Here is a 23,927-nt window from a genome sequence, read left to right on the forward strand (position 1 = left end):
TATGCGAGCCTGTACCGCTATCCAGAAAAGGAAAACATCGCCTGTGAAAAACATGACTTATCACTCTCCCGCCAGGCAAAAAGGTTATGCCGGGCTGGGCGACTACGCCGCGATTGGCGAAGGACGTTCCGTTGCATTGATTGCGCCTGACGGAGCGATCGACTGGTGGTGCGCGCCGAATATGGATTCGCCGCCGCTGTTCGATCGCATTCTGGACGCCGGGACGGGCGGCTATTTCCAGGTGGCGCCGAAGGGAGAATGGCAAATGCAGCGCAGCTATCGCGAAAACAGCAATGTGCTGGAGACGCGCTACCAGACAAAAACGGGCGAAGTGCTGATAACGGAATCACTGAACAGTACGCTGGCGGGACGGCTGCCGTGGAATGAGCTGGCGCGTCGCGTGGAAGGCATCAGCGGAAACGTTGAGATGCAGATAATTTTTCAGCCCGGCACGCGCGCGGAGACCTGTTCGCCCTGGCAAAAGCGCATCAACGGTCATCCGGTTTATCACGTTGGCGAACTGATGGCGATGCTGCGCCTGACGGATGATGTACAGATTAATGAATGCGGCGATGAGCGCTTTACTGCCACCTTTACCGCCTCACCTGATTCCCGCACGCTGGTGGCGTTAGTCACCACCGAACGCGAACCGCTGGCGATCCCGGCACCGGAGAAAATCGACGAACGGATTGAGACCAGCCACATCGCCTGGCGCGACTGGGCGGACGGCCTGAGCTGGGATGGCCCTTACGATAATCATGTGCGTCGCTCGGCGCTGGCGCTGAAATTTCTCTGGTATTCGCCAACCGGTGCGCTGGCCGCTGCCGCCACCAGCTCGCTGCCGGAAAAGCTCGGCAACGACAAAAATTACGATTATCGCTACGCCTGGATCCGTGATGCCTGTCTGATCATCAAGGCGTTTGTCTATCTTGGCTCGCTGGAAGATTGTAAAGCGGCCTTTTCCTGGCTATCGGCCACCATACGGCGACATGATGGCGGCCTGCGCGCCTGCTATACGCTGGAAGGCGGGCAGGTGCCGGAAGAACGCATTCCGCCGCTGGAGGGCTATCAGGGAACGCAGCCGGTGCGGGTAGGCAATAACGCGCGCGATCAGGTTCAACTGAGTATGTATGGCGATATGCTGGCGACCGCGCGGCTGTTTATCCAGGCGGGGCACGTGCTGGATCTCTCTACCTCACGCTTGCTGGGCAAACTGGCGAATCACTGCGCCGACGGCTGGCGGCAAAAGGATTCCGGTATCTGGGAGCTGCCGGAAGAGCAGCACTATACGCATTCCAAAATGGCCTGCTGGCTGGCGCTCGATCAGGCGGTAGAGCTGGCGCGGGATGATCATATTGAGCCGACCTGGCTGCAGCGCTGGGAACGTGAACGGGACCGCATTCGCGACTGGATCGAAACGCACTGCTGGTCGGAAAAGCGTCAGGCTTACACTTTCTATGCCGGGAGCGAGCGGCTGGATGCCGCCGTTGCGCTGACCCATTATTACGGCAGTAAAGTCAATCCGCAGCGAATGTTATCGACCCTGACGCAGATACGCGAGGAGCTGGGTCACGGCGGCGTGATGCTTTATCGCTATTCGGATGTGGAAAAAGAGGAAGCCACTTTCGTCGCCTGCGCCTTCTGGCTGGTAGAGGCGCTGGCGGAGCTGGGTCAACGGCAAGAGGCGCGGCGCACTATGGATGAGATCCTTGAGCAGCTGTGTCAACGCGGCAATATTGAGATTTTCAATGAGATGTTCGATACGCACACTAAAAGCTGGCTGGGCAATATGCCGCAGGGGCTGAGTCATCTGTCGCTGGTGTGTGCCGCAAAGGCGCTTGCGGAGGATAAGTCGGGAGAACGCGTGTAAGTAAAAGCGCATAACCGCCTGGTTGCAGGCGGTTTATCAATAATAACGGCTCCCCTCTTATGTGAGCCGTTAAGATGCTTAGCGCATGGTGACAAACTCTTCCGCTGCGGTGGGGTGAATCGCAACGGTGTTATCAAAGTCTTTCTTGGTGGCGCCCATTTTCAACGCTACCGCGAAGCCCTGCAGCATTTCATCCATGCCGAAGCCAATACCGTGAATACCCACGATTTTTTCTTCCGGGCCGACGCAAACCAGCTTCATACGGCACGGCTGGCGATGCTGCGTAACGGCGGTGTACATCGCGGTAAAGGATGACTTATAGACTTTTACCGCCTCGTCGCCATACTGCTCGCGTGCCTGCGGCTCGCTCAGGCCAACGGTGCCGATCGGCGGATGGCTGAATACCACGGTTGGGATATTGCTGTAATCCAGATGCTCATCAGGCTTGTTGTTAAACAGACGCTCGGAGAGGCGACGGCCTGCAGCCACCGCAACCGGGGTCAGCTCAACCGCGCCGGTGTTATCGCCAACGGCATAAATGCCGGAGACGCTGGTGTTCTGGAATTTATCAACCTGGATATAGCCTTTTTCATTCAGCGCGACGCCGGTCACGGCCAGGTTCAGATTATCGGTCGCCGGTTCGCGGCCAATGGCCCAAATCAGGCAATCAACGGTTTGTTCCTGGCCGTTTTCCAGCTGCAGCGTCAGGCTGCCGTCGCTGTTTTTCACTACCGCTTTTGGCACCGACTGGGTGTGCAGCGTGGGACCTTCGGCGTTCATCACTTCAACCAGCGTTTCGCTGAGTAGCGGATCGAATTGACGCAGCGGCGCATCTTTACGCACGAACAGGTGGGTTTCTGAGCCCAGCGCATTCAGCACGCCCGCGATCTCAACCGCGATATAGCCCGCACCCACCACAGCGGTGCGCTTCGGCATCTCATCCAGCTCAAAAAAGCCGTCAGAGTTAATGCCATATTCCGCGCCCGGGATCGTCGGCTGAACCGGACGTCCACCGGTGGCGATCAGGATATGGTCGGCGGTGATTTTCTCACCATTCACTTCTACCGTATGGGCATCAACAAAACGGGCGAAACCTTTAATCACGTCTACGTTGTTTTTGCCCAGCACCGTTTCGTATGAGGTATGAATGCGGTCGATATAGGCCGTACGGTTTTTTACCACCGTCTGCCAGCTAAAGTTATTCACGGTGGTATCGAAACCGTAATCAGGGCCGTAGTTATGGATCGCTTCAGCAATCTGAGCCGCATGCCACATCACTTTTTTCGGTACGCAGCCTACGTTGACGCAGGTACCACCCAGCTCTTTGGCTTCGATCAGGGCGCATTTCTGCCCATACATTGCCGCACGGTTAATGGATGCAATCCCGCCGCTGCCGCCGCCAATAGCAAGATAATCATAATGTCGGGTCATTGAGCGAACTCCAAAGTAAGAAAAGAAAACTGGCGTCAGTGTACCGTTACTCGGTGATTTCCCGCAAAGTTTGCGCCTATGATTGCAACAGGAGCCGTCTTTTTGTGCAGCCAGGCGCTTTTAGCCGGCGTTATCCTCTGAGCGTGTTGATAGCCGTGTTTTTTTACCCTTTAACACAGACCACCTGACGCAGGGTGTGCACGATTTCCACCAGCGAAGACTGCGCCGCCATCACCGCATCGATATCCTTGTAGGCCATGGGAATTTCATCAATCACATCGCTGTCTTTGCGGCACTCCACATGGGCGGTGGCACGCTGCTGGTCGGCCACGGTAAAGCGTTTTTTAGCGGCGGTGCGGCTCATGGTGCGCCCAGCGCCATGGCTGCATGAGCAAAAGCTCTCTTCATTGCCCAGCCCGCGCACGATAAAGCTTTTCGCGCCCATCGAGCCGGGAATAATCCCCATCTCGCCGCGTTGGGCCGATACCGCGCCTTTGCGGGTCACCAGCACCTGTTCGCCAAAATGCTTTTCGCGCTGCACATAGTTATGGTGGCAGTTAACCGCTTCCGCCGTGGCGCTGAAGGGTTTGGTGATTTCCCGTGACAGGGCCGCCAGCACCTGCTGCATCATTATCTCGCGGTTATGACGCGCGTAGTCCTGTGCCCAGCCGACCGCCTCGATATAATCGTCGAAATGCGGGTTGCCTTCAGCAAACCAGGCGAGATCGCGATCCGGCAGGTTAGCGATATGCTGACGCATATCCTGCTGCGCCAGTTGAATAAACAGGGTGCCGATGGCGTTGCCTACGCCACGTGAGCCGCTGTGCAGCATGACCCACACGCGGTCCGCTTCGTCCAGACAGAGTTCAATAAAATGGTTGCCGGTGCCGAGCGTGCCAAGATGGGCGTAATTATTGGTTTTCAGCAGCGCCGGATACTTATCGGTAATGCGCCTGAATCCCTTCTGTAAAGTGGCCCAGTGTTGATCCACAATATCCGGCGCGCGTTTCCAGGCGCCTTTATCGTTGCCGGAGCGGTTGCTGGTGCGGCCATGTGGAACCGCGCGCTCAATGGCGCTGCGGATGCCGTAGAGATTTTCGGGCAGGTCACCAGCGGCCAGCGAAGTACGCACCGCGATCATGCCGCAGCCGATGTCAACGCCGACCGCCGCCGGAATAATGGCACCACGCGTTGGAATAACGCTGCCGATAGTGGAACCTTTGCCTAAATGGACATCGGGCATCACTGCCAGATGTTTGAAGATGAAAGGCATTTTTGCCGTATTCAGCAGCTGATTACGCGCCTCCGGCTCTACCGGTACGCCATTGGTCCACATTTTTACCGGCGCGCTGTTGGGCGCTGATAACACCTGATATTGCGATTTCATTGTGCGTTTCCTTCTGGCTGCTGTTTCAGGCGTACGGAAGCGATGTGCTGGCGGCCTTAAACAGGGTTACATTTCTGGTTAACGGCAGGCTTGCGAATAAAGATTTATAAATAAGCATAAAGGATGCACAGAATAACGATCGGCGGAAACGGTGTTGACGATCTGCCAGCAATCCGCCAGCCTGTGAGAAGCGGGACGTAAGCCGTTTGCTGTTTCGCGCCAGCAAAAGAAGCAGCCGAACGATGCCGATCGGCTACGTAAATACCTGGCCCGCTTCGGGCTGAGCTGGGAAGCCATTCAACATCAACAAGGTTAATCCTATGCAACTGACTTTTCTTGGCACCGGTGCCGGAACGCCAAGCCTGCAGCGTAACGTTACCGCTATTGCCCTGACCTTATCGCGTCGGGGCGACTACTGGCTGTTTGACTGCGGCGAAGCGACGCAGCATCAGTTTATGCGCAGCGCGCTTAAGCCAGGCAAGCTGGATAAAATTTTTATTACCCACCTGCATGGCGACCATATTTTCGGTCTGCCCGGGCTGCTGACCAGCCGCTCCATGGGCGGCATCAGCGAGCCGCTGACGCTGTACGGCCCGGCGGGCCTGAAAACCTTCGTGGAGACCACGCTTAGCCTGAGCGGATCCTTTGTTACCTATCCGCTTGAGATCGTTGAGATCGAGGCGGGAAAGGTATTTGATAATGGCAAATTCAAAGTCACCGCTTATCCGTTAAATCATGTTCTGCCCTGTTTTGGCTATCGTATTGAAGAGCATGATAAACCGGGCTTTCTCGATGCTCAGCGGCTTAAGGCGGACAATGTGCCGCGCGGCCCCTGGTTTCAGCAGCTGAAACAGGGTGAGATCGTCACGCTTGAAGACGGGCGGGTAATTAACGGACGTGATTACCTTGGCCCCGCCACGCCGGGAAGAAAGCTGGCGATATTCGGCGATACCGCGCCGGTGGAAACCGCGCTGGCGCTGGCGGCTGAAGTGGACGTAATGGTGCACGAAGCCACGCTGGAGGCGGCGATGGAGGAAAAAGCCAATGGTCGGGGACACTCCACTACCGTGCAGGCAGCAACCGTGGCCAGAGACGCAGGCGCAAAGCGCTTTATCGCCACTCACTTTAGCTCACGCTATCGTTTTGAGGATATGCCCCGGCTACTGGCGGAGTGCCAGGCAATATTCCCCGCCACCGAGCTGGCGCGCGATTTTGCGGTATTTAATCTGTAGCGAAAGCGCTTTGTCCATCTGACGCGCGCGCCAGATGGACAGGCCGATGGTAAAAGGCGAAACGCGCTATTGATAGCGGCACCACCTGGCCCTGCGCTTATTCCGGGGTGATCCAGTTAACGCTGGTGTGGCCAGTGCCTGCCGGTACCAGCACGCGGTGCAGCCAGGGCAGCAGGTCGCGCATTTGCTGTTCCAGTTTCCACGGCGGGTTAACCACGATCATGCCGGATCCGGTCATGCCGAAGCGATCGCTGTCCGGGCGTACCGCCAGCTCAATCTGCAAAATACGGCGGATGCCGGTCGCTTCCAGATCGTGCACCATGCGCTTGATCTGCTGACGCAGCACCACCGGATACCACAGGGCGAAAACGCCGGTACTGAAGCGACGGTAGCCTTCCTGAATCCCTTTCACCACCGCCTGATAATCGCTTTTCATCTCATAAGGCGGGTCAATCAGAATCAAACCACGGCGCGATGGCGGCGGCAGCTTGGCTTTAAGCTGCTGATAGCCATCGGCACGGGCCAGGCGGGCGCGACTGTCTTTCTGAAATTCGCTGCGCAGCAGAGGAAAATCGCTGGAATGCAGCTCCGTCAGCTCCAGCTTGTCATCTTCACGCAGCAGGTGGCGGGCAATCAGCGGCGAGCCAGGGTAATAGCGCAGGCCCGGCCCACGATTAAGCGCTTTTACGCAGCTGATATAAGGAGCCAGCTCTTCCGGCAGATCGTCCTGCTGCCAGACGCGGGCAATTCCTTCCAGATATTCACCGGTACGCTCCGCGTGTTCGCCGCTCAGCAAATAACGGCCAGCGCCAGCGTGCGTATCGAGATAAAGAAACGGTTTTTCTTTCTCTTTCAGCGCGGTGATGATCAGGCTTTGTACGGTGTGCTTCAGCACATCCGCATGGTTGCCAGCGTGAAAACTGTGACGGTAACTAAGCATATAAACAATGTATCCGGTGATGCCTGATGAAATGAGGCCGGAGCATGGACGCTCCGGCGGAAACTGTGGCTAGTATAGCTGGACGCCGATAAAAATACTCGGCTAGCGTTGCAGTACGGGGTAAGTAAACAGCAGCAGATGCGTCAGGTTAAAGGCAAAATGCACCAGTGTCGCGACCCATAGCCGGCCGCTCCATTGCCAGGCCAGACCGTAAACAACGCCAGCCAGCGTGGCGAAGAAAATCAGCAGCGGGCCGCCGGCAATATGCGCCAGGCCAAACAGCAGCGCGGCAATCAGCAAACCCGGCCAGCGGCCAATCCACTGGCTCAGTCGCTGCTGCAGCCAGGCGCGGAACAGCGCTTCCTCCGCCAGCGACACGAAAAACAGGTTTGCCAGCATAAATTCGCCAAGCCATGCGGGCGCGTGCGGTTCAATGCGCAACCCACCTGCCAGCGTAGCCAGTAACAGCAGAGCCGGAATAGCGGCGATCAGCGCAGGCCAGGCGAAACGCCAGCGCGGCGCGGACGCAGGCGCCTGCACCAGGGTAGGCAAACAGGCCAGCAAAATGAAGGGCACCAGCGCTTTATCGAGGTTGTAGTAAAATGTAAAAGGCGCGCTAAGCGGGCCTGCCTGCTGTTTCATGACGATGGGCGGATTATTGAAGCCGGGCACAAGATGAAGCGTTAGCGCCACGGCACCGGCGACCAGAATCGCCTCCAGTACCGGCATCAGACGCGAATGGTGCGCAAAGTTTTTGCGTATCAACGCCGTCAACGCCAGCCCAGCCAGCAGCAGCAGACCCGGCCACAGCAGCGTTTGTTGCCAAAAGGCCAGCGCCAGAGCAACCAACAGCAAAGGTTTCACAGCGGGGCGGAAAAACAGAAGCGCCAGGAGCGCCGCCGCCAGTACATACCACATGATGTTCTCATCCTTAAGTATCAACAATCAACGGGAGAGAGACTATAACAAACTGACTAATTCAGATCAGTAACGCTAAAGCAGCGGGCGCGCCCATTGATTTTCGGGCGGCTTAACCGCATGTTAGTCATATTGCGCCCGTGCGCGCCCACATCAAACTTAAAGGACTGCGCGATGACCAATCCATTATTGACGCCATTTACTCTTCCCCCTTTCTCTGCCATACAGCCGGAACATGTCGTACCTGCCGTTGAGCAGGCGCTGGCGGCGTGCCGCGAAACGGTAGAAAAAGTGGTGGCTCAGGGAGCGCCCTACAGCTGGGAAAACCTGTGTCAGCCGCTGGCGGAGGTGGACGATCGTCTGGGCCGTATTTTCTCACCGGTAAGTCACCTTAACTCAGTCAAAAACAGCCCGGAGCTGCGTCAGGCTTATGAACAGACGCTGCCGCTGCTCTCTGAATACAGCACCTGGGTCGGTCAGCATGAAGGCCTGTATCAGGCGTATCGCAACCTGAAAGAGGGCGACAACTACGCGCCGCTAAGCCTGGAGCAGAAAAAAGCGGTGGATAATGCGCTGCGTGATTTCGAGCTGTCAGGTATTGGTCTGCCGAAAGAGAAGCAGCAGCGCTACGGTGAAATCGCTGCGCGTCTGTCGGAGCTTGGCTCCACTTACAGCAACAACGTGCTGGATGCGACCATGGGCTGGAGCAAACTGATCACCGACGAAAGCGAGCTGGCCGGAATGCCGGAAAGCGCGCTGGCGGCGGCCCAAGCGCAGGCGGAGGCCAAAGGGCAAGAAGGCTGGCTGCTGACGCTGGATATTCCCAGCTATCTGCCGGTGATGACCTATTGCGATAACCAGGCGCTGCGTGAAGAGATGTATCGCGCCTATGCGACGCGCGCTTCTGACCAGGGGCCGCACGCCGGTAAATGGGATAACGGCCCGATTATGGCGGAAGAGCTGGCGCTGCGCCACGAGCTGGCACAGCTGCTGGGCTTTGACTCTTACGCCCATAAATCGCTGGCGACCAAAATGGCGCAAAACCCATCACAGGTCATTGATTTCCTCAACGATCTGGCGCAGCGCGCGCGTCCGCAGGCGGAAAAAGAGCTGGAGCGTCTGCGCGCTTTTGCTAAACAGCAGCACGGTATTGATGAACTGCAGCCGTGGGATATTACTTATTACGGCGAGAAGCAGAAACAGCATCTGTACGCGATCAGCGATGAGCAACTGCGTCCTTACTTCCCGGAAGAACGCGCGGTTAACGGCTTGTTTGAAGTGGTAAAACGCATCTACGGCATCAGCGCTAAAGAGCGTAAAGATGTGGATGTCTGGCATCCGGATGTGCGCTTCTTCGACCTGTTTGATGAAAGCGGCGAGCTGCGCGGCAGCTTCTATCTTGATCTCTATGCGCGTGAAAACAAGCGCGGCGGAGCCTGGATGGATGACTGCGTTGGTATGATGCGTAAAGCGGACGGCAGCCTGCAAAAGCCGGTCGCCTATCTGACCTGTAACTTCAATCGTCCGGTCAACGGCAAACCGGCGCTGTTCACGCATGATGAAGTCACCACGCTGTTCCATGAATTCGGTCACGGCCTGCATCATATGTTAACGCGAGTGGATGTCCCGGGCGTTTCCGGCATCAGCGGGGTACCGTGGGATGCTGTTGAGCTGCCGAGTCAGTTTATGGAAAACTGGTGCTGGGAGCCGGAAGCGCTGGCGTTTATCTCTGGTCACTATGAAACCGGCGAGCCGTTGCCGCAGGAACTGTTAGATAAAATGCTGGCGGCGAAAAACTATCAGGCGGCGCTGTTTATTCTGCGTCAGCTGGAGTTCGGCCTGTTCGATTTCCGCCTGCATACTGAGTTCGATCCGGCTAAGGGCGCACAGATTCTGGAAACGCTGGCTGAAGTGAAAAAACAGGTAGCGGTAGTGCCAAGCCCGGCATGGGGCCGTTTCCCGCACGCCTTCAGCCATATCTTTGCTGGCGGCTACGCAGCAGGCTACTACAGCTATCTGTGGGCGGATGTGCTGGCAGCGGATGCGTATTCTCGCTTCGAAGAAGAAGGCATTTTCAACCGCGAAACCGGTCAGTCGTTCCTGGACAATATCCTGACGCGCGGCGGTTCTGAAGAGCCGATGGAGCTGTTTAAACGCTTCCGTGGCCGTGAGCCGCAGCTTGATGCGATGCTGGAACATTACGGTATTCAGGGATAACGCCAGGCGTGAAAATTGCTTTAGTTGATGAATCAGGCACCGGAGACGGTGCCTTATCTGTTTTAGCCGCTCGCTGGGGGCTGGAGCAGGATGAACACGCGGTGATGGCATTAGTGATGACGCCGGATCGCCTGGAACTGCGCAAGCGCGATGAGCCAAAGCTGGGCGGCATCTGGGTCGACTTTGTCGGCGGCGCGATGGCGCATCGACGTCGCTTCGGCGGCGGGCGCGGCGAGGCGGTAGCCAAAGCGGTCGGTATCAAAGGGGATTACCTGCCTGATGTGGTGGACGCCACCGCCGGGTTAGGGCGCGATGCCTTTGTGCTCGCCGCAATCGGCTGTCGGGTACGAATGCTGGAGCGGCATCCGGTGGTAGCAGCGCTGCTGGACGATGGATTGCGTCGCGGCTATCAGGATGCGGAGATCGGCAGCTGGCTACAGCAGCGGCTGACGCTGCTGCATGCCTCAAGCCTGACGGCGCTGGAGGCCATTACGCCTGCGCCGGATGTGGTTTACCTTGATCCCATGTATCCGCATCGCCAGAAAAGCGCGCTGGTGAAGAAAGAGATGCGCGTGTTTCAGTCGCTGGTGGGCGCGGATAATGATGCGGATGGCTTGCTGCTGCCTGCGCGCCAGCTGGCGAAAAAGCGGGTGGTGGTAAAACGCCCGGACTATGCGCCGCCGCTGGCAGGCGTGGCAACCCAGTCGGCGGTCACCACCAAAAGCCATCGCTTTGATATTTACCCGCCGTTAGTGGGCTAAACGGGTCAAAAAGGTAGTAAGGTTTTGTTCCTTTAATCGAACAAATAGACTCTTAACTCAAAGCGTGGGGCGTTCAGGCAGAAGAGTAAAGCGTCCCGCGCCAGGGATGGCGCGGGCCGAGCTGTCAGGGATGACGCGTTTTGCGTCTTTGCGATCGGCCTGAACGCCCCACGCATGCACGATTTTTTGCGGCCAGACAACTTACACGCCTACTGCTTTCGTATACACAATTTTTTGCAGCCAGACAACTTACACGCCTGCTACTCTCGCATGCACAATTTTTTGCGGCCAGGCAACTTATACGCCTACTGCTTTCACCACGCTTACTCTTCATCCTCATCGCGCAGCGGCACAATCAGCATATCAATATGCACAGTATTAATTAGCTGGCGAGCAGAAGACATCAGCTTGCTCCAGAAATCCTGATGATGTCCGCAAACCACTAAATCCACATCATATTTTTTAATCGCCTCAACCAACACCTGCGCCAGATCGCCGCTGCCGCTCAGGGTTTCGCTAACCGGATAGCCGGCACCCTGCGACAGCTCAGTCAGCGCATGATGCGTCTCTTCAGAAATACGCTTCTGCATATCACCCAGATTAACGTCAATCAAACCGGTATAAAGATCGGAATAATTCACATCCACATGAATCAGGGAAACTTTGGCATCGTAAGGGCGCGCCAGAGAAACCGCTTTTTCAACCAGCAGCTTACTTTCCGGTGAAAGATCAACGGCAATCAGAATATGTTTATAAGCCATAATGGAACTCCTTCCATGTGTCACATAGCGTCAGTATAGCGCCAGTTGTTAACAAATGTGCTGCCAGCACGCCTGCTTTGCGAGCCGGATCAAGGAGTGTTTTACCTGCTTTTCAGCCCTAATGAAAATCGAAGCTGGAAAAATTTTAAACACATCTCCTACACTAAATCTTAGCGGTCCTGCTTGTGCAGAACACCGTGCTCTTCAGTTCAGAATAATTCAGACCGGTTCAATGGTGGTTGGCGAATCAGGGTGGGGCGTATTCAGCGTATCCCCGCTGCATACGCTTCGGCAGTTGTAAGCCGGGAGGGGAGACATGATTAGCACCGTCGCGCTTTTCTGGGCTTTGTGTGTGGTTTGTTTGGTAAATATGGCGCGCTACTTTTCTTCGTTGCGGGCGTTATTGATTGTGCTGCGCGGGTGCGATCCGTTGCTCTATCAGTATGTGGACGGCGCTGGCTTCTTTACCGCGCACGGTCAACCGAGTAAGCAAGTCAGGCTGGTGCGCTATATCTGGAAACGGTACTACCTCGATCATCATGACGAAGAATTTATTCGCCGCTGTGAGCGGGTACGTGGGCAATTTGTCTTGACCAGCGCGTTATGCGCTCTGGTTTTCATCAGCCTGGTGGGATTAGCGATTTGGCATTAAGCGCCATCAGAAAAGAAGCGGGCCGGATTAACCGGCCCGCAGAGACATCAGATCAGCTGTAGCGCAATCCAGTAGAGACTGCCCGAAAGCAGAATCGAGATGGGCAGGGTAAACACCCACGCCAGAGCGATACTTTTAATCGTACGGCTCTGAACGCCGCCGCCATCAACCACCATGGTGCCTGCCACGGATGATGACAGAATATGGGTGGTGGAGACCGGCATCCCGGTATAGCTGGCAACGCCAATCGACACCGCCGCTGTTACCTGCGCTGACATGCCCTGTGCGTAGGTCATGCCTTTTTTACCAATTTTCTCACCGATGGTGGTGGCGACACGACGCCAACCAAACATGGTACCGAGCGACAACGCCAGCGCCACTGCCACGATAATCCAGATCGGCGCATACTCAACGGTATTCAGCAGATCGCCTTTCAGCTTGCCAAGGAAGCGTTTATCTTCAGCCTTAACATCCGGCATCCTGGCCGCTTTTTCAGCAGTATCCGAAATACAGAGCAGCAGGCGACGCAGATGGCTGCGCTGTTCAACGCTAAGCGCATCGTAGCTGGAAAGGTTGTTCAACAGCAGCTGCGCACGGTTAATCGCAATCAGCGCCCGTGAGCTATCGCAGTGAAACTCTTTCGGCCCGTTCGGCACTTCTTCCGGCGTCGGCAGTGCAGGCGGCGTCAGCTCAACCACGTGCTGCAGCGCATCGCCATGCTGGCTGTAATACTGCTCCAGATGGTTTACCGCGTCGCGGGTGCGCGTAATATCATAGCCAGAGGCGTTCATGTTAATCACGAAGCCTGCAGGGGCAACGCCAATCAGCACCAACATAATCAGGCCGATGCCTTTCTGTCCGTCATTCGCGCCGTGAGAATAGCTGACGCCGATAGCGGAAATAATCAGCGCGATACGCGTCCAGAACGGCGGCTTTTTCTTGCCGTCTTCCTTTTCACGATCGGCGGGCGTCATATGAATACGACGACGCTTTTTGGTATTGCTCCAGTAGCGGCGCAGCAGGAAGATCAACCCGCCCGCTACCACCAGGCCAATAATTGGCGACAGGATCAGCGAAGCAAAAATATTGATCATTTTCGGGATATTGAGCGCATCCACCACGGAAGTGCCGGTGATCAGGGCGTTGGTCAGGCCAATACCGATGATAGCGCCAATAAGCGTATGGGAGCTGGACGCAGGCAAACCAAAATACCAGGTTCCCAGGTTCCAGATAATAGCGGCGAGCAGCATGGAGAAGACCATAGCCAACCCGTGCGCCGAACCGACATTCAACAGCAGGTCGGTAGGAAGCAGATGTACAATGGCATAAGCAACGCTCAAACCACCTAACAGCACACCAAAAAAGTTAAAAACCCCAGCCATCACTACGGCCAGCTGCGCACGCATCGCACGCGTATAGATTACCGTCGCAACTGCGTTAGCCGTATCATGGAATCCATTAATGGCTTCGTAGAACAGGACAAACAGCAGAGCAAGCACTAATAACAGGCCGGTATTAAAGTCGAGGCCAGCAAACAGATGTAGCATAAGCGTTACGCCATTTTCGGGGACATGAACGCGGCGCATTATCAGCGACAAACCGCGCCTGGGGAAAGAAAAATTAGACTTTTTTTGCCATAAAAGTGTAAAACGCGCGTCATCAGGCAGTAAAAAAGCTAACAAATCCGTTAGTTATATTATGTTACTTTCAGTTCGCTTTGGTTACGCTGGCCTGGACGAGAGCAAGCTATTACAATCGCGGTCTTTGCCCGGTAGGCAGGAGTGAGCAGTGGAAAAGTATGACGTTATCATCATTGGCGCAGGGGCTGCCGGGCTGTTTTGTGCGGCTCAGGTGGGGCAGCGCGGCCTGCGTGTGCTGCTGCTGGATAACGGCAAAAAACCGGGCCGCAAAATCCTGATGTCCGGCGGCGGCCGCTGCAACTTTACTAACCTTTATACCGAACCGGCGGCCTATCTCTCGCATAATCCCCATTTTTGTAAATCGGCGCTGGCGCGCTATACGCAGTGGGACTTTATTGCGCTGGTTAACCAGTACGGTATCGCGTACCACGAAAAAACGCTTGGCCAACTCTTTTGTGATGACTCGGCACAACAAATTGTAGATCTGCTGATGGCGGAATGTGAGAAAGGGCACGTAACGTTGCGGCTGCGTAGCGAAGTGCTGGCGGTTAACCGCGATGAGGCGGGTTATGCTGTCCAGCTCAACGGGGCGGAAGTGCGGGCCGATAAACTGGTTATCGCCAGTGGCGGGCTGTCAATGCCGGGACTGGGTGCCTCGCCTTTCGGCTATCGGCTGGCAGAGCAGTTTGGTCTGCGCGTTTATCCCACGCGCGCCGCGCTGGTGCCCTTTACGCTGCATAAGCCGCTACTGGAACAACTACAGACGTTGTCGGGCGTTTCGCTACCCACCACGATTGAAGCAGCCAACGGCAAGCGCTTTAAAGAGGCGATGCTTTTTACCCATCGTGGCCTTTCCGGGCCGTCGGTGCTGCAAATTTCCAGCTACTGGCAGCCAGGCGAGTTTGTCACCATCGATCTTTCACCGGAACAGGATCTCGACGCTTTTATCAATGAGGAGCGGGAGGCGCGCCCGAATCAGAGCCTGAAGAATACGCTGGCGAAGCCGCTGCCAAAGCGGCTGGTGGAGGTATTGCAGATCTTGGGCGTTGTACCGGAGGTGACGCTAAAGCAGCTTAACGCTAAGCAGCAACGCGAGCTTACCGAAAACCTGCATGCCTGGCGTGTGCAACCCAACGGCACCGAAGGCTACCGCACGGCAGAAGTCACGCTGGGCGGCGTGGATACCACGCAGCTATCTTCGAAAACCATGGAAGCGCGTGACGTGCCCGGTCTCTATTTTATCGGTGAAGTGGTGGATGTCACCGGCTGGCTGGGCGGCTATAACTTCCAGTGGGCCTGGAGCTCCGCCTGGGCCTGCGCGCAGGCGCTGTAAAATAGCGCTGCTGAGTCTTTGAAAAACAGCGGTGAAATCATTCTCAGTAAAAGGCAGAGCGGCTAATCCGGTGCGATAAGCAAAAATCAACGTCAATGGAAGACGTTAATTTTATTTCGTTAGGGCCATGCAAAATGACCTGCTTTGTTACTGTATCGCTTAACGCTTACCCGCAAAAAGTGATTTGCAGTGTGGACAGAGCATAGTGTGGCCTACCGATCTTTTTAGCGCGGTCTGGTTGGAGAAACGCTTGCAGACTGGACATTGCACGCCGGATTCCCGCCTTTTGATGAGATTCAAAAGCCATTGAAAGTGCGTCATCATTTATCCTCGAAGGGTTTTATAAACCTTAACACATATCCTGCCGTATCAGGTGATTTACCCAACGCGCAAAAAAACTAACGCAGCCATTATTAAAATAATTAAATTTCAATATGTTGATTTCGTTATTGTTTAATTTTTAACCGCCCGATTGCGGCTTCAAAAGGCGCGGTTAAATTTTACTCACCTATAATCGTGGGTAAAACACTCCTCTCATCACTTCCTGATATTTCTGTTCTGCCTTTTCAGACTTCTGTTAATCACAGCCTGAATGCCAGCGAACGCGATCTTTACAAGATAAAGCCTTATTTGATTTATCAGGTCTGACATACTGAAGAAGCTAAAAAGCAGGCCCCGTAATAAGGCGCATTTGCGGGGCCTGAAAAGGAAAAATAGTGTTGGTGCCGCTTAAGAGGATTCCTTCAGGTACCGGTGCAGAGTAGTACAGGAACGTCACCATTCATAAATATATGCCCACCCTTACCATCGCTATAAATATTATATTGCGCTGGCTGCTTGATATCGGTATAAAACCGCTCAAGTAACCAGACTAACGATTTATTATCAACTTCATCAAAAGCTGAGGGGATAATGGCTTTTGAGGTTAATAAATAGTTATTATTATTGACGGTAAAATCAAACAAAACCTTTCTGCTTAATACTTTATGATGGCCTGAAGCATCAATAAATTCGCCGTTCATGATAACGAAACCAGAAGAACCATCAAAAAAGAAACGCATCAGCATATTTGCACGCATGCCATTGTTTTGAACATGATGCTGTACCAGGCAGGAAAAGTGACGGTCACGGTTATTAACGGTGAAGTAAGTGATAGCTACGCCAATAACTAATAAAATCGCCACAATGAACTTAATCTTGCTTTTCATATGGCTTTTCCTAACGACCAGGATGTACAGGACCTCCTGTCTTCGTTAAGTGGATTCTGGCAAGAGAAGAATGAGATATGTTTAATAAACCTATCGTAGGTGATATAAACATGCGGATAAGCTTTGCAGTCGATATATTGACTTAGCGTGTTGTCTATTTTCTCTTTCAGGGGCAAATCATTGCGAGAAACATAGAGCTGGCAGGCACCGTATTCAGCTATCTTATCATAACTTCCCATGAATTTTTTAAAGTCAGCGTTTACCGAATTAACAAAGAAAAGCAGGCTGCAGCAAAGCAAAAAAAAGGAAACCGGGATTAATGTCTTAAACTGCGCAGCGTTGCCTTGCGGCTCTATGCGGAAAGTAGGGGCTGCGATAATGGCAGGTAATATTTCTTCAGTGCTCTGCAATTTGGTGGAAATGCTGTGATCAAACCTAAAGCCTTTGCGAGGTACGGTAATGATCCATCGATCTGCACCAGGCATAATATTTTTTAGCGCCCTGCGGATTAGCGAAATGTTTTGGTAAAGCGTATTGGGGGAAACGTTATGACTGTTTTCTCCCCAGGCATAATCATACAGATCATTTTGTGATACCAGCCCATGAGTTTTTATTAATAGTTCAAGGCATTTTGTTGCTGGCTGGGTCAGTGAAGTATCTTCTTTCCCCTGAGAGTGACAGACAAGCCTATGGTTTTTTGGATAAAAATAAATAGATTCGTGAATAAGATAAACTGGACCCATAGCCACATCCTGTTTGCTAGTCATTTACGTGCTACTGTTGATTAAGACATTATCACGCTTTTATAAGAATGTGCATGCCCTTTTAATCCATATTTGGAGTAAATGAACCCTTTATAAAGCCTCAGAAGTTTCGTTATTTCATACAACGGCATAAAATTACATGTTTATTTAATGAAAAGATGACAAAAGTTGCCTTATATATGTGGCGCAGCATTTCAGCATCTTTTTTGTTACCAGTACGCAGTATTATGTGAAATTACATGAGAAAAATAAAATCTTTAAATAACCACTAATAAAAATACTTTTTCACGGCTTTGTTTTTTATCCCGCTTCAAGTTAATCGAACATTGCGAAGCGTAAATCTTTGCTATAAAGTGCAGCTATCACAGTTTTGTTGCATTATTTATGCAGTAATATCATGCGGTTGCCTTTATCTTAAGGGAATGGCTTAACTTCTTAAATTTGATGAGAAGCTTATTTAAAGTGTTTGTCATTGCCTCAACTAACGGTAACGGTAATATCATTTGAGTTATCGGAGGGCCAGGATGGCTTTCCTGAAATACGAGAATCATTTGGTTTAAAGCATGATGTTCAGGGAATGACGCAATGCTCGCTTTATTGGTAATGGTGATGGTTCTGATAAATTGGTTGCGTAATTATTCAAAAAGGGATGTTGAAGTATTATGAAAGTCATTGTGTGTTCTGATAACTTTTTTTTCGCCAACGGCATAAGCGCCTTACTGAATCAGGCGGGTCATAAGACCTGGAACTTTTTTTATCATTCCCGAAATCCGTTTTCTGAAAAAGAAGATAATGAACTGGTTATCATTATTGATACTAATGAGCGAAAACCTTTACGACATCTGTTCGCATCACTGGATAAAAGGACGCTAAGAGTTTTCTTTATTACAGACGATCTCTCAGAGCAGCATGAAAGCCATCATTCTTTCCAGGGCGTTATACCGCGTAAAATTACCGCTGCGGCGCTGTTAGACAAGCTTGCTGAATCCACGGCTGGCGTCAGGCCGATGGAGTTTTTACTCACTAACCAGCAGCGCAAAGTACTGCAATATTTGATACGTGGCGTCACCCCTGGCGTGATAGCTCGAATAATGAACATCTCTGTGAAGACCGTATCGGCCCATAAACGCAAGGTGATGATGAACTTTGGCCTGAAAAAAATGAACGCACGCTCACTACACTGCATGGCCGATTTTATCTATAAGTCACTGTTGGTTTCAGAACACATTAACCGGCAAAAGCATCCACAATTTATTAGCCGACCACTGTATTAAACAGCAGAGATTCTTATCGTTGCATGTTGACTGTTAAACCCCATGGTGTAACAGATTAAAATTCCTTAGTGCTATTTAGTAACGGTTTATGTTCACGCAAAAACATTGTTGCTAACAAAGCGATGCTGCGCCCCTTTTCAGGCATCGCTTTTTTATTTCTTATCTTCTTTTGCTGCTGTCAGGCTGCTCTGCCCAACTGACTATCCACAAATCTCGCGTTTTTGCCCGCCGCTGCTTGCGGAATCGCCACAAGATACTAACTTTTAACTAATAGATTCCCTGGTGTTGGCGCAGATGCGCTCCCCGCTTGATGCGGGTTTTTTTTATATTTCCTGTGTCAAGAGATGGTCATCTCATTCACTTTTCAACATGGAGAAAGGCAATGAAAGCACTGACTTATCATGGCCCGCATCGTGTCAAAGTTGATAATGTTCCCGATCCCGGCCTTGAAGCTGCGGATGATATTATTTTGCGTGTAACGGCGACGGCCATCTGTGGTTCCGATCTGCATCTTTACCGCGGCAAGATCCCGGGCACTTCCCATGGCGATATTTTTGGCCATGAATTTATGGGCGAAGTGGTAGAAGCTGGCTCCGCAGTAACGGCGGTGCAGAAAGGAGACCGGGTAGTTATTCCTTTTGTTATTGCCTGCGGCGACTGCTTCTTCTGCCGTCTGCAGGAGTTTGCCGCCTGCGAAACCACCAATCCCGGACGTGGCGCGATCCTGAATAAAAAACAGATTACCTCACCGGCTGCGCTGTTTGGTTTTAGCGCTCTTTATGGCGGCGTGCCGGGCGGACAGGCGGAGTATGTGCGCGTACCGAAAGCAAATACCGGGCCGTTCAAGGTGCCGCCGGTGCTGGCTGACGATCAGGTGCTGTTTTTATCCGATATTTTGCCAACGGCATGGCAGGCAGTGAAAAATGCGCAGGTGACCAAAGGCAGCAGCCTGGCTATTTTCGGTGCCGGTCCCGTTGGTCTGCTTACCGCTGCCTGTGCACGTATGCTCGGCGCGGAAAAAATCTTTATGGTGGATCATCACCCCTATCGGCTGGCGTTTGCCCGGGATCGCTATGATGTGATCCCTATTAACTTCGATGACAATGACGATCCGGCGGCCTACATTATCGAAAACACTACCAACCATCGTGGCGTCGATGCCGTGATTGATGCCGTAGGATTTGAGGCGAAAGGCAGCCTGACCGAAACCGTGATGACTAACCTGAAGCTGGAAGGCAGTAGCGGTAAAGCGTTGCGTCAGTGTATCGCAGCAGTAAGACGCGGCGGGATCGTTAGCGTGCCGGGCGTCTACGCAGGCTTTATCCACGGCTTCCTGTTTGGCGATGCGTTTGATAAGGGGCTGACCTTTAAAATGGGTCAGACACATGTTCAGGCCTATCTGCCGGAGCTGCTGAATTTAATTGAGCAGGGCTTAATCAAGCCGGAAGAAATTATTACGCACCATATGCCGCTGGAGCGGGCGGAAGAAGCCTATAAGATTTTTGAAAAGCGGCAGGAAGAGTGCCGCAAAGTTATTCTGGTGCCGGGCCTGACCGAAACGTTACGTCACGTTTAACCGCTTTCAAAGACTACCCATGGGTTTCAGCCGGAATGCTGAAACCCTTTTTTTATTGATTCGCTTCTTTTAACAGGGTCATTAGTCGGGTAAGAGCGAAAAGCGCCGCCTGGTTAATAACAGATTCGCTGTCGCCGCTGAACTGCTTTCTCTCTGCCTTAATGGTCCCATCCGGTAAGCCCCAGCCAAACCAGATCGTACCGGCTGGCGTGCCGTCCGGGCCATCGTCAGGTCCGGCATAGCCGGTAACCGACAGGCTCACCGCTTCGCCAGATTGTGCCTTTGCGCCCGCTGCCATCTCTCTGGCGGTCGGCTGACTAACGGCGGTAAATTTTTCCAGCGTCCGCTTGTCAACTTTCAACAAACGCATTTTGGCTTCATTGGTATAAGTCACGAAACCGCTGCTGAAATAATCTGCACTGCTGCTGGCGGAACACATCGACATGCTGACCAGACCACCGGTACAGGATTCTGCCGTTGCCAGCTTAACTTTTGCCCCTTTGAGTATCTCTCCCAGTTCCGACGCAGCCTGCCGCAGTTGTTCGTTCATTATCGTTCTCCTTACTCGGTTGAATAAATTAAGTGTAGAAGATGCGCTTTATTTCGTTTGAAATAAATTCCTTACATGAATCAGAAAATTCGTGGGGCAAGCGGGCATTTATTATTGCTGACGCTTAATCAATATTTTAACGCTATTGTTTATTTAAATATTCTTAATCAGCCAGTAAGCAATCATCTAATAAATATGATTTCTTTTGGGTTAATAACCAGATAACTCATATTCATGCTAGGGTTTTAATAACGGTGGTATTTTTGTGTGCGCCTTTTAATTTTTTTCTTCTGTTTTATTGATGCGTCATGGTTATTACCGCAATAACAAGCGGTGATATTTTTTTTGCGAGCGGAAACAGGCGAGGCTTAAGAGGAAAAAGTCAGTGATTACACCTTTATTTAAAATAAAACCCTTAGTGAATTTTATTCGGCACAGCGTAACGCTTAGCGGCACTTTATCTTTGTCATTACTCTCTTTTACCCCTGTGGCATACGATGCGGCCTTGCTTGCGTCGGTTACTGCGGAAAAGGATAGTCTCCTGACGCTAAGTGAAGGAAATGAAATAGTGGTGACGGGTAGTGAAAATGGCCTTTGCGGTATTTGTAACCCCGTTAGCGCAACAAATAGCACCATTAATTTAGGCAATAACGTCAGCGTTAATGTTAATGGGCCGGTAGCAGGCGGCATTCTTTTACAAGGCGATAATTCTACTCTGCAGGCGAATCAACTAAAGGTTAATGTCAATGGCCATTACGGTATTCAGGTTGATGCAAAGGATGCGCAGATTAATTTAGGCCGCGGCAGCCGTATTGAAGTAAATAATAACGCTCTGATGGCCAATGGTGTTTATCTGGGTAATCACGCTTCTTTATTAGCAGATGAGCTAACCGTAATTACGCATGGTGTAGGCAACGGATTATATATTTCCGACGCGGGAACCCGAATAGATATTGGTGAGAACTCGCTTATTCAGACGCACGGTGCAGAGGCAACCGGTATCTATATTTTTGGTCGGGATAATCGCGCATCCGGCGAGCCAGCCAGTTTAAAGGCGAACCGGCTTACCATTACCACCGCAGGCGATCGCGCTTACGGCATGAATATTCAGGCCAACTCAACGGTAGATTTAGGTCGCGGCAGCCGGATTGAAACCCATGGCAAAGACGCAATGGGGATCTGGAACCTGGGTACGCTGACGGCAGATGAACTGCAGATTAAAACCGCAGGCAGTCATCTCGCCAACGCGCTGGAAGTCAGAGAGCAGGGCGTGGCGACGATCGGGGCAGGCAGCTCGCTTTACAGCGAGCGCAGCGGTGCACTGGTTGCGCGTGGCGAGGCGGCAACGGTTAACTTCAACGGTAGCGAGACGCAGCGAAACCACATTTTTTCCAGCGGCTCTTATGCGGTCTCGGCGCAGTTTGAAGGAGCCAGTGTTAATCTCTCCTGGAGCGATATTGATATCCGCAGCGACAATGGGCTGGCAATAGGCATATGGGCGCTGCGCGGGGGAAAGGTACAGGGTGATAACCTGGCGATTACCGGCAATAGCGGAACGATTGGCGCATACGCCGTAAGCGGCAGTGAAATTGATTTAACCGGAAAAACGGTTATTCGTATGGCCTCGCCGCTGGATATGGCGCTGGGCACTGAATATATTCCTGGATCTCGCGCCAGCCGTATCAGCCTGAGTGGGCTAATCGATATTGTCGGCAGCGTAAGTGCCGCTGGCGGTAATATCGATCTGAATATGACGGCAGGCTCGCTGCTGACGGGAGTAACTGCCAGCGACAGGGTTAACGGCGGCTCTTTAAATATTAAAATGGAGCAAAGCCAGTGGAATATGCCGGGCAACGCCAGGGTGGATAATTTAACCCTGGACAACAGCACGGTTAACTTTATGAGCGGCGAGCCGGGATCGCATCTTACGGTAGGCAATCTGGCCGGAAGCGGCACTTTTGCGCTGACGACGGATATCGCTGCGCAGCGCAGCGATCAACTGGTGGTAACCGGCAACAGCGCAGGCAGGCACTATTTGCAGATACTCAATCGTGGCGATATGCGCACCACGGGTCAGGAAGTGCTGACGATGGTAAAAACGCAGGATGGTCAGGCACGCTTTGCGCTTTCGCCCACCACGGAAAAAGTGGAGCTGGGCGGCTATCTGTTTGGGCTGCAAAAAACAGGACCGAACTGGCAGCTGTCCGCCACCGGCACTGCAGAGATCCCTGAGCCCGCACCCGTGCCGCCAGAACCTGCACCAGAGCCCGCGCCAGAACCAGAACCAGAACCTACCCCCGCGCCGCCAGGTCCTGCACCTGCGCCGCCGGAACCCGCGCCCGCACCAGAAGTAACGCCGAAGCCAGCGTTGGATCTGGAGGAAAACCTTGAGCCTGCGCCCGCACCGGTACCGACGCCCGAGCAGCCGGAGCTCACCAGCACGGCCGATGCAGGGGCTAATTTCCTGAATATTACCTATTTGATTAACTATGCCGAGACGCAGACGTTGATGCAGCGCTTTGGCGAGCTGCGGCAAAAGAAAGATATGGGCAACGGCTGGATCCGTGGCATCGGCGGGCGCTTTGATGATTTTGGCAGCGGCAAACTCAGCGGTTTTCGCCTGAGTTACTCCGGCATGCAATTTGGTATTGATAAACAGATTACGCCTGAAACGCCGGTCATTCTTGGTGCCTTTATGGGCGTCACCCACGGCAATGCCCATTACGCTTCCGGCAGAGGCGATCAACGATCGCAACATGCCGGGATCTATCTCACTGCGCTGGCGGATAACGGCCTGTGGCTGGATGGCATGGTGAAATATGGGCGGCTGAAAAACAGCTTTAACGTCAGAGACTCTCAGGGGGCAACGGTCTCTGGTTATGGCGCAACGGATAGTTACAGCGCATCGCTGGAGGGCGGCAAACGCATCGAGCTCTTCTCAGCACCGCAGGGTTTTTACCTTGAACCGCAGCTGCAACTAAGCTGGAGCCGTCAACAAGATGATCGTCTCGTCGCCTCCAACGGTCTGCATATCGACCTCGATGGCTATCACTCTCTGCTGGGCCGCGCCAGCGCACTGCTCGGCTATCGTGTGCAGCAGGATGGCTTACAGCTCAATCTCTACCTGAAAAGCGGCATTGTGCGTGAGTTTAAAGGTGAAACTCATTATCGCCTCAACGGTTCGCCGGAATGGCACAGCTTTAAAGGCAACGCGTGGAATAATGGCCTTGGCGTTAGCGCGCAGATTGCCAGCCAGCACGTGTTCTATCTGGAGGGGGACAGTTCCACCGGAAGCCAGTTTAATCAGCGACAGTTTAACGCCGGTTATCGCTTTAGTTTCTAAAGTGAGCAGTTGCCTTTACCTGCTTTTACTTAAGTCATGCTCCAGACTGGCCTGATTGCGCTTATATTTT

Annotated in this window: 19 protein-coding genes and 1 pseudogene; 10 read left to right on the plus strand and 10 right to left on the minus strand. The window is 52.9% G+C overall.

The genetic code is table 11. The features are described from left to right. Positions 1-43 precede the first annotated feature (43 nt). Entirely contained in the window at positions 44-1,870 is a 1,827-nt protein-coding gene (locus ACQE3Z_RS11790) for a glycoside hydrolase family 15 protein (protein WP_426973954.1), read from the plus strand. Between the two features lie 78 nt (positions 1,871-1,948). On the opposite strand, the gene gorA is transcribed toward ACQE3Z_RS11790, so the two are convergent. Then, entirely contained in the window at positions 1,949-3,301 is a 1,353-nt protein-coding gene (gene gorA, locus ACQE3Z_RS11795) for a glutathione-disulfide reductase (RefSeq protein WP_426973955.1), read from the minus strand. 163 nt (positions 3,302-3,464) lie between these two features. Beyond that, positions 3,465-4,688 carry an RtcB family protein gene (locus ACQE3Z_RS11800; protein WP_250651433.1) on the minus strand — a complete coding sequence of 408 codons (1,224 nt, stop codon included), beginning with the start codon at positions 4,686-4,688 and terminating at the stop codon, positions 3,465-3,467. Between the two features lie 145 nt (positions 4,689-4,833). On the opposite strand from ACQE3Z_RS11800, the pseudogene ACQE3Z_RS11805 reads away from it, so the two are divergent. Further along, positions 4,834-5,004: pseudogene (locus ACQE3Z_RS11805) on the plus strand (sigma 54-dependent transcriptional regulator); the annotation flags it as partial. 4 nt (positions 5,005-5,008) lie between these two features. Then, positions 5,009-5,920: a ribonuclease Z gene (rnz, locus tag ACQE3Z_RS11810; RefSeq protein WP_426973956.1), complete on the plus strand. Its 912-nt coding sequence runs from the start codon at positions 5,009-5,011 to the stop codon at positions 5,918-5,920. A 97-nt stretch (positions 5,921-6,017) separates the two neighbouring features. Here rnz and ACQE3Z_RS11815 read toward each other — a convergent pair whose 3' ends face one another. Together ACQE3Z_RS11815 and ACQE3Z_RS11820 are read right to left on the minus strand one after the other, a co-directional pair. Continuing rightward, entirely contained in the window at positions 6,018-6,860 is an 843-nt protein-coding gene (locus ACQE3Z_RS11815) for a 23S rRNA (adenine(2030)-N(6))-methyltransferase RlmJ (protein ID WP_250651435.1), read from the minus strand. Between the two features lie 102 nt (positions 6,861-6,962). After that, positions 6,963-7,778 carry a CPBP family intramembrane glutamic endopeptidase gene (locus tag ACQE3Z_RS11820; RefSeq protein ID WP_426973957.1) on the minus strand — a complete coding sequence of 272 codons (816 nt, stop codon included), beginning with the start codon at positions 7,776-7,778 and terminating at the stop codon, positions 6,963-6,965. Between the two features lie 174 nt (positions 7,779-7,952). Between ACQE3Z_RS11820 and prlC the strand changes: the two genes are divergently transcribed. Both prlC and rsmJ read left to right on the plus strand, forming a co-directional pair. Further along, positions 7,953-9,995 carry an oligopeptidase A gene (gene prlC / locus ACQE3Z_RS11825; protein ID WP_426973958.1) on the plus strand — a complete coding sequence of 681 codons (2,043 nt, stop codon included), beginning with the start codon at positions 7,953-7,955 and terminating at the stop codon, positions 9,993-9,995. 8 nt (positions 9,996-10,003) lie between these two features. Continuing rightward, positions 10,004-10,756, plus strand: coding sequence for a 16S rRNA (guanine(1516)-N(2))-methyltransferase RsmJ (gene rsmJ / locus ACQE3Z_RS11830; protein WP_426973959.1), 753 nt, complete (start codon positions 10,004-10,006; stop codon positions 10,754-10,756). Positions 10,757-11,079: 323 nt separating this feature from the next. Here the strand turns inward: rsmJ and uspA are convergent, their stop codons facing one another. After that, positions 11,080-11,517, minus strand: coding sequence for a universal stress protein UspA (gene uspA / locus ACQE3Z_RS11835; protein WP_426973960.1), 438 nt, complete (start codon positions 11,515-11,517; stop codon positions 11,080-11,082). A gap of 316 nt (positions 11,518-11,833) precedes the next feature. On the opposite strand from uspA, the gene uspB reads away from it, so the two are divergent. Continuing rightward, a complete protein-coding gene (gene uspB / locus ACQE3Z_RS11840) occupies positions 11,834-12,169 on the plus strand; it encodes a universal stress protein UspB (RefSeq protein ID WP_085068755.1) in 336 nt (111 codons plus the stop codon). 47 nt (positions 12,170-12,216) lie between these two features. Here uspB and pitA read toward each other — a convergent pair whose 3' ends face one another. Continuing rightward, positions 12,217-13,716, minus strand: coding sequence for an inorganic phosphate transporter PitA (pitA, locus tag ACQE3Z_RS11845; protein ID WP_426974077.1), 1,500 nt, complete (start codon positions 13,714-13,716; stop codon positions 12,217-12,219). 241 nt (positions 13,717-13,957) lie between these two features. Between pitA and ACQE3Z_RS11850 the strand changes: the two genes are divergently transcribed. Beyond that, positions 13,958-15,142: an NAD(P)/FAD-dependent oxidoreductase gene (locus ACQE3Z_RS11850; protein WP_426973961.1), complete on the plus strand. Its 1,185-nt coding sequence runs from the start codon at positions 13,958-13,960 to the stop codon at positions 15,140-15,142. A 159-nt stretch (positions 15,143-15,301) separates the two neighbouring features. Here the strand turns inward: ACQE3Z_RS11850 and ACQE3Z_RS11855 are convergent, their stop codons facing one another. The 3 genes from ACQE3Z_RS11855 to ACQE3Z_RS11865 all read right to left on the minus strand — a co-directional run bounded on the left by ACQE3Z_RS11855 (position 15,302) and on the right by ACQE3Z_RS11865 (position 17,093). Beyond that, complete coding sequence (locus ACQE3Z_RS11855) at positions 15,302-15,466, minus strand: YnfU family zinc-binding protein (RefSeq protein WP_426973962.1); 165 nt, start codon at positions 15,464-15,466, stop codon at positions 15,302-15,304. A 419-nt stretch (positions 15,467-15,885) separates the two neighbouring features. Next, positions 15,886-16,350 carry a hypothetical protein gene (locus ACQE3Z_RS11860; protein ID WP_426973963.1) on the minus strand — a complete coding sequence of 155 codons (465 nt, stop codon included), beginning with the start codon at positions 16,348-16,350 and terminating at the stop codon, positions 15,886-15,888. Further along, positions 16,347-17,093, minus strand: coding sequence for a winged helix-turn-helix domain-containing protein (locus tag ACQE3Z_RS11865; protein WP_426973964.1), 747 nt, complete (start codon positions 17,091-17,093; stop codon positions 16,347-16,349). The genes ACQE3Z_RS11860 and ACQE3Z_RS11865 overlap by 4 nt, the downstream gene beginning before the upstream one ends. Before the next feature lie 683 nt (positions 17,094-17,776). Between ACQE3Z_RS11865 and ACQE3Z_RS11870 the strand changes: the two genes are divergently transcribed. Both ACQE3Z_RS11870 and ACQE3Z_RS11875 read left to right on the plus strand, forming a co-directional pair. Next, positions 17,777-18,388 (plus strand): helix-turn-helix transcriptional regulator, encoded by a 612-nt coding sequence (locus tag ACQE3Z_RS11870; RefSeq protein WP_426973965.1) that lies wholly within the window; start codon positions 17,777-17,779, stop codon positions 18,386-18,388. Between the two features lie 382 nt (positions 18,389-18,770). Then, positions 18,771-19,964: a zinc-dependent alcohol dehydrogenase gene (locus ACQE3Z_RS11875; RefSeq protein WP_250651445.1), complete on the plus strand. Its 1,194-nt coding sequence runs from the start codon at positions 18,771-18,773 to the stop codon at positions 19,962-19,964. 52 nt (positions 19,965-20,016) lie between these two features. Here ACQE3Z_RS11875 and ACQE3Z_RS11880 read toward each other — a convergent pair whose 3' ends face one another. Then, positions 20,017-20,514, minus strand: a complete 498-nt coding sequence (locus ACQE3Z_RS11880) for a CinA family protein (RefSeq protein ID WP_426973966.1) — start codon at positions 20,512-20,514, stop codon at positions 20,017-20,019. A gap of 568 nt (positions 20,515-21,082) precedes the next feature. Here ACQE3Z_RS11880 and ACQE3Z_RS11885 point away from each other — a divergent pair. Further along, the gene (locus tag ACQE3Z_RS11885; protein ID WP_426973967.1) at positions 21,083-23,857 is read left to right on the plus strand and encodes an autotransporter outer membrane beta-barrel domain-containing protein; all 2,775 of its coding nucleotides are present in this window, start codon (positions 21,083-21,085) and stop codon (positions 23,855-23,857) included. Positions 23,858-23,927 lie beyond the last annotated feature (70 nt).

Source organism: Pantoea sp. FN0307 (genome assembly GCF_050113815.1).
Classification (GTDB): Bacteria; Pseudomonadota; Gammaproteobacteria; order Enterobacterales; family Enterobacteriaceae; genus Mixta; species Mixta alhagi.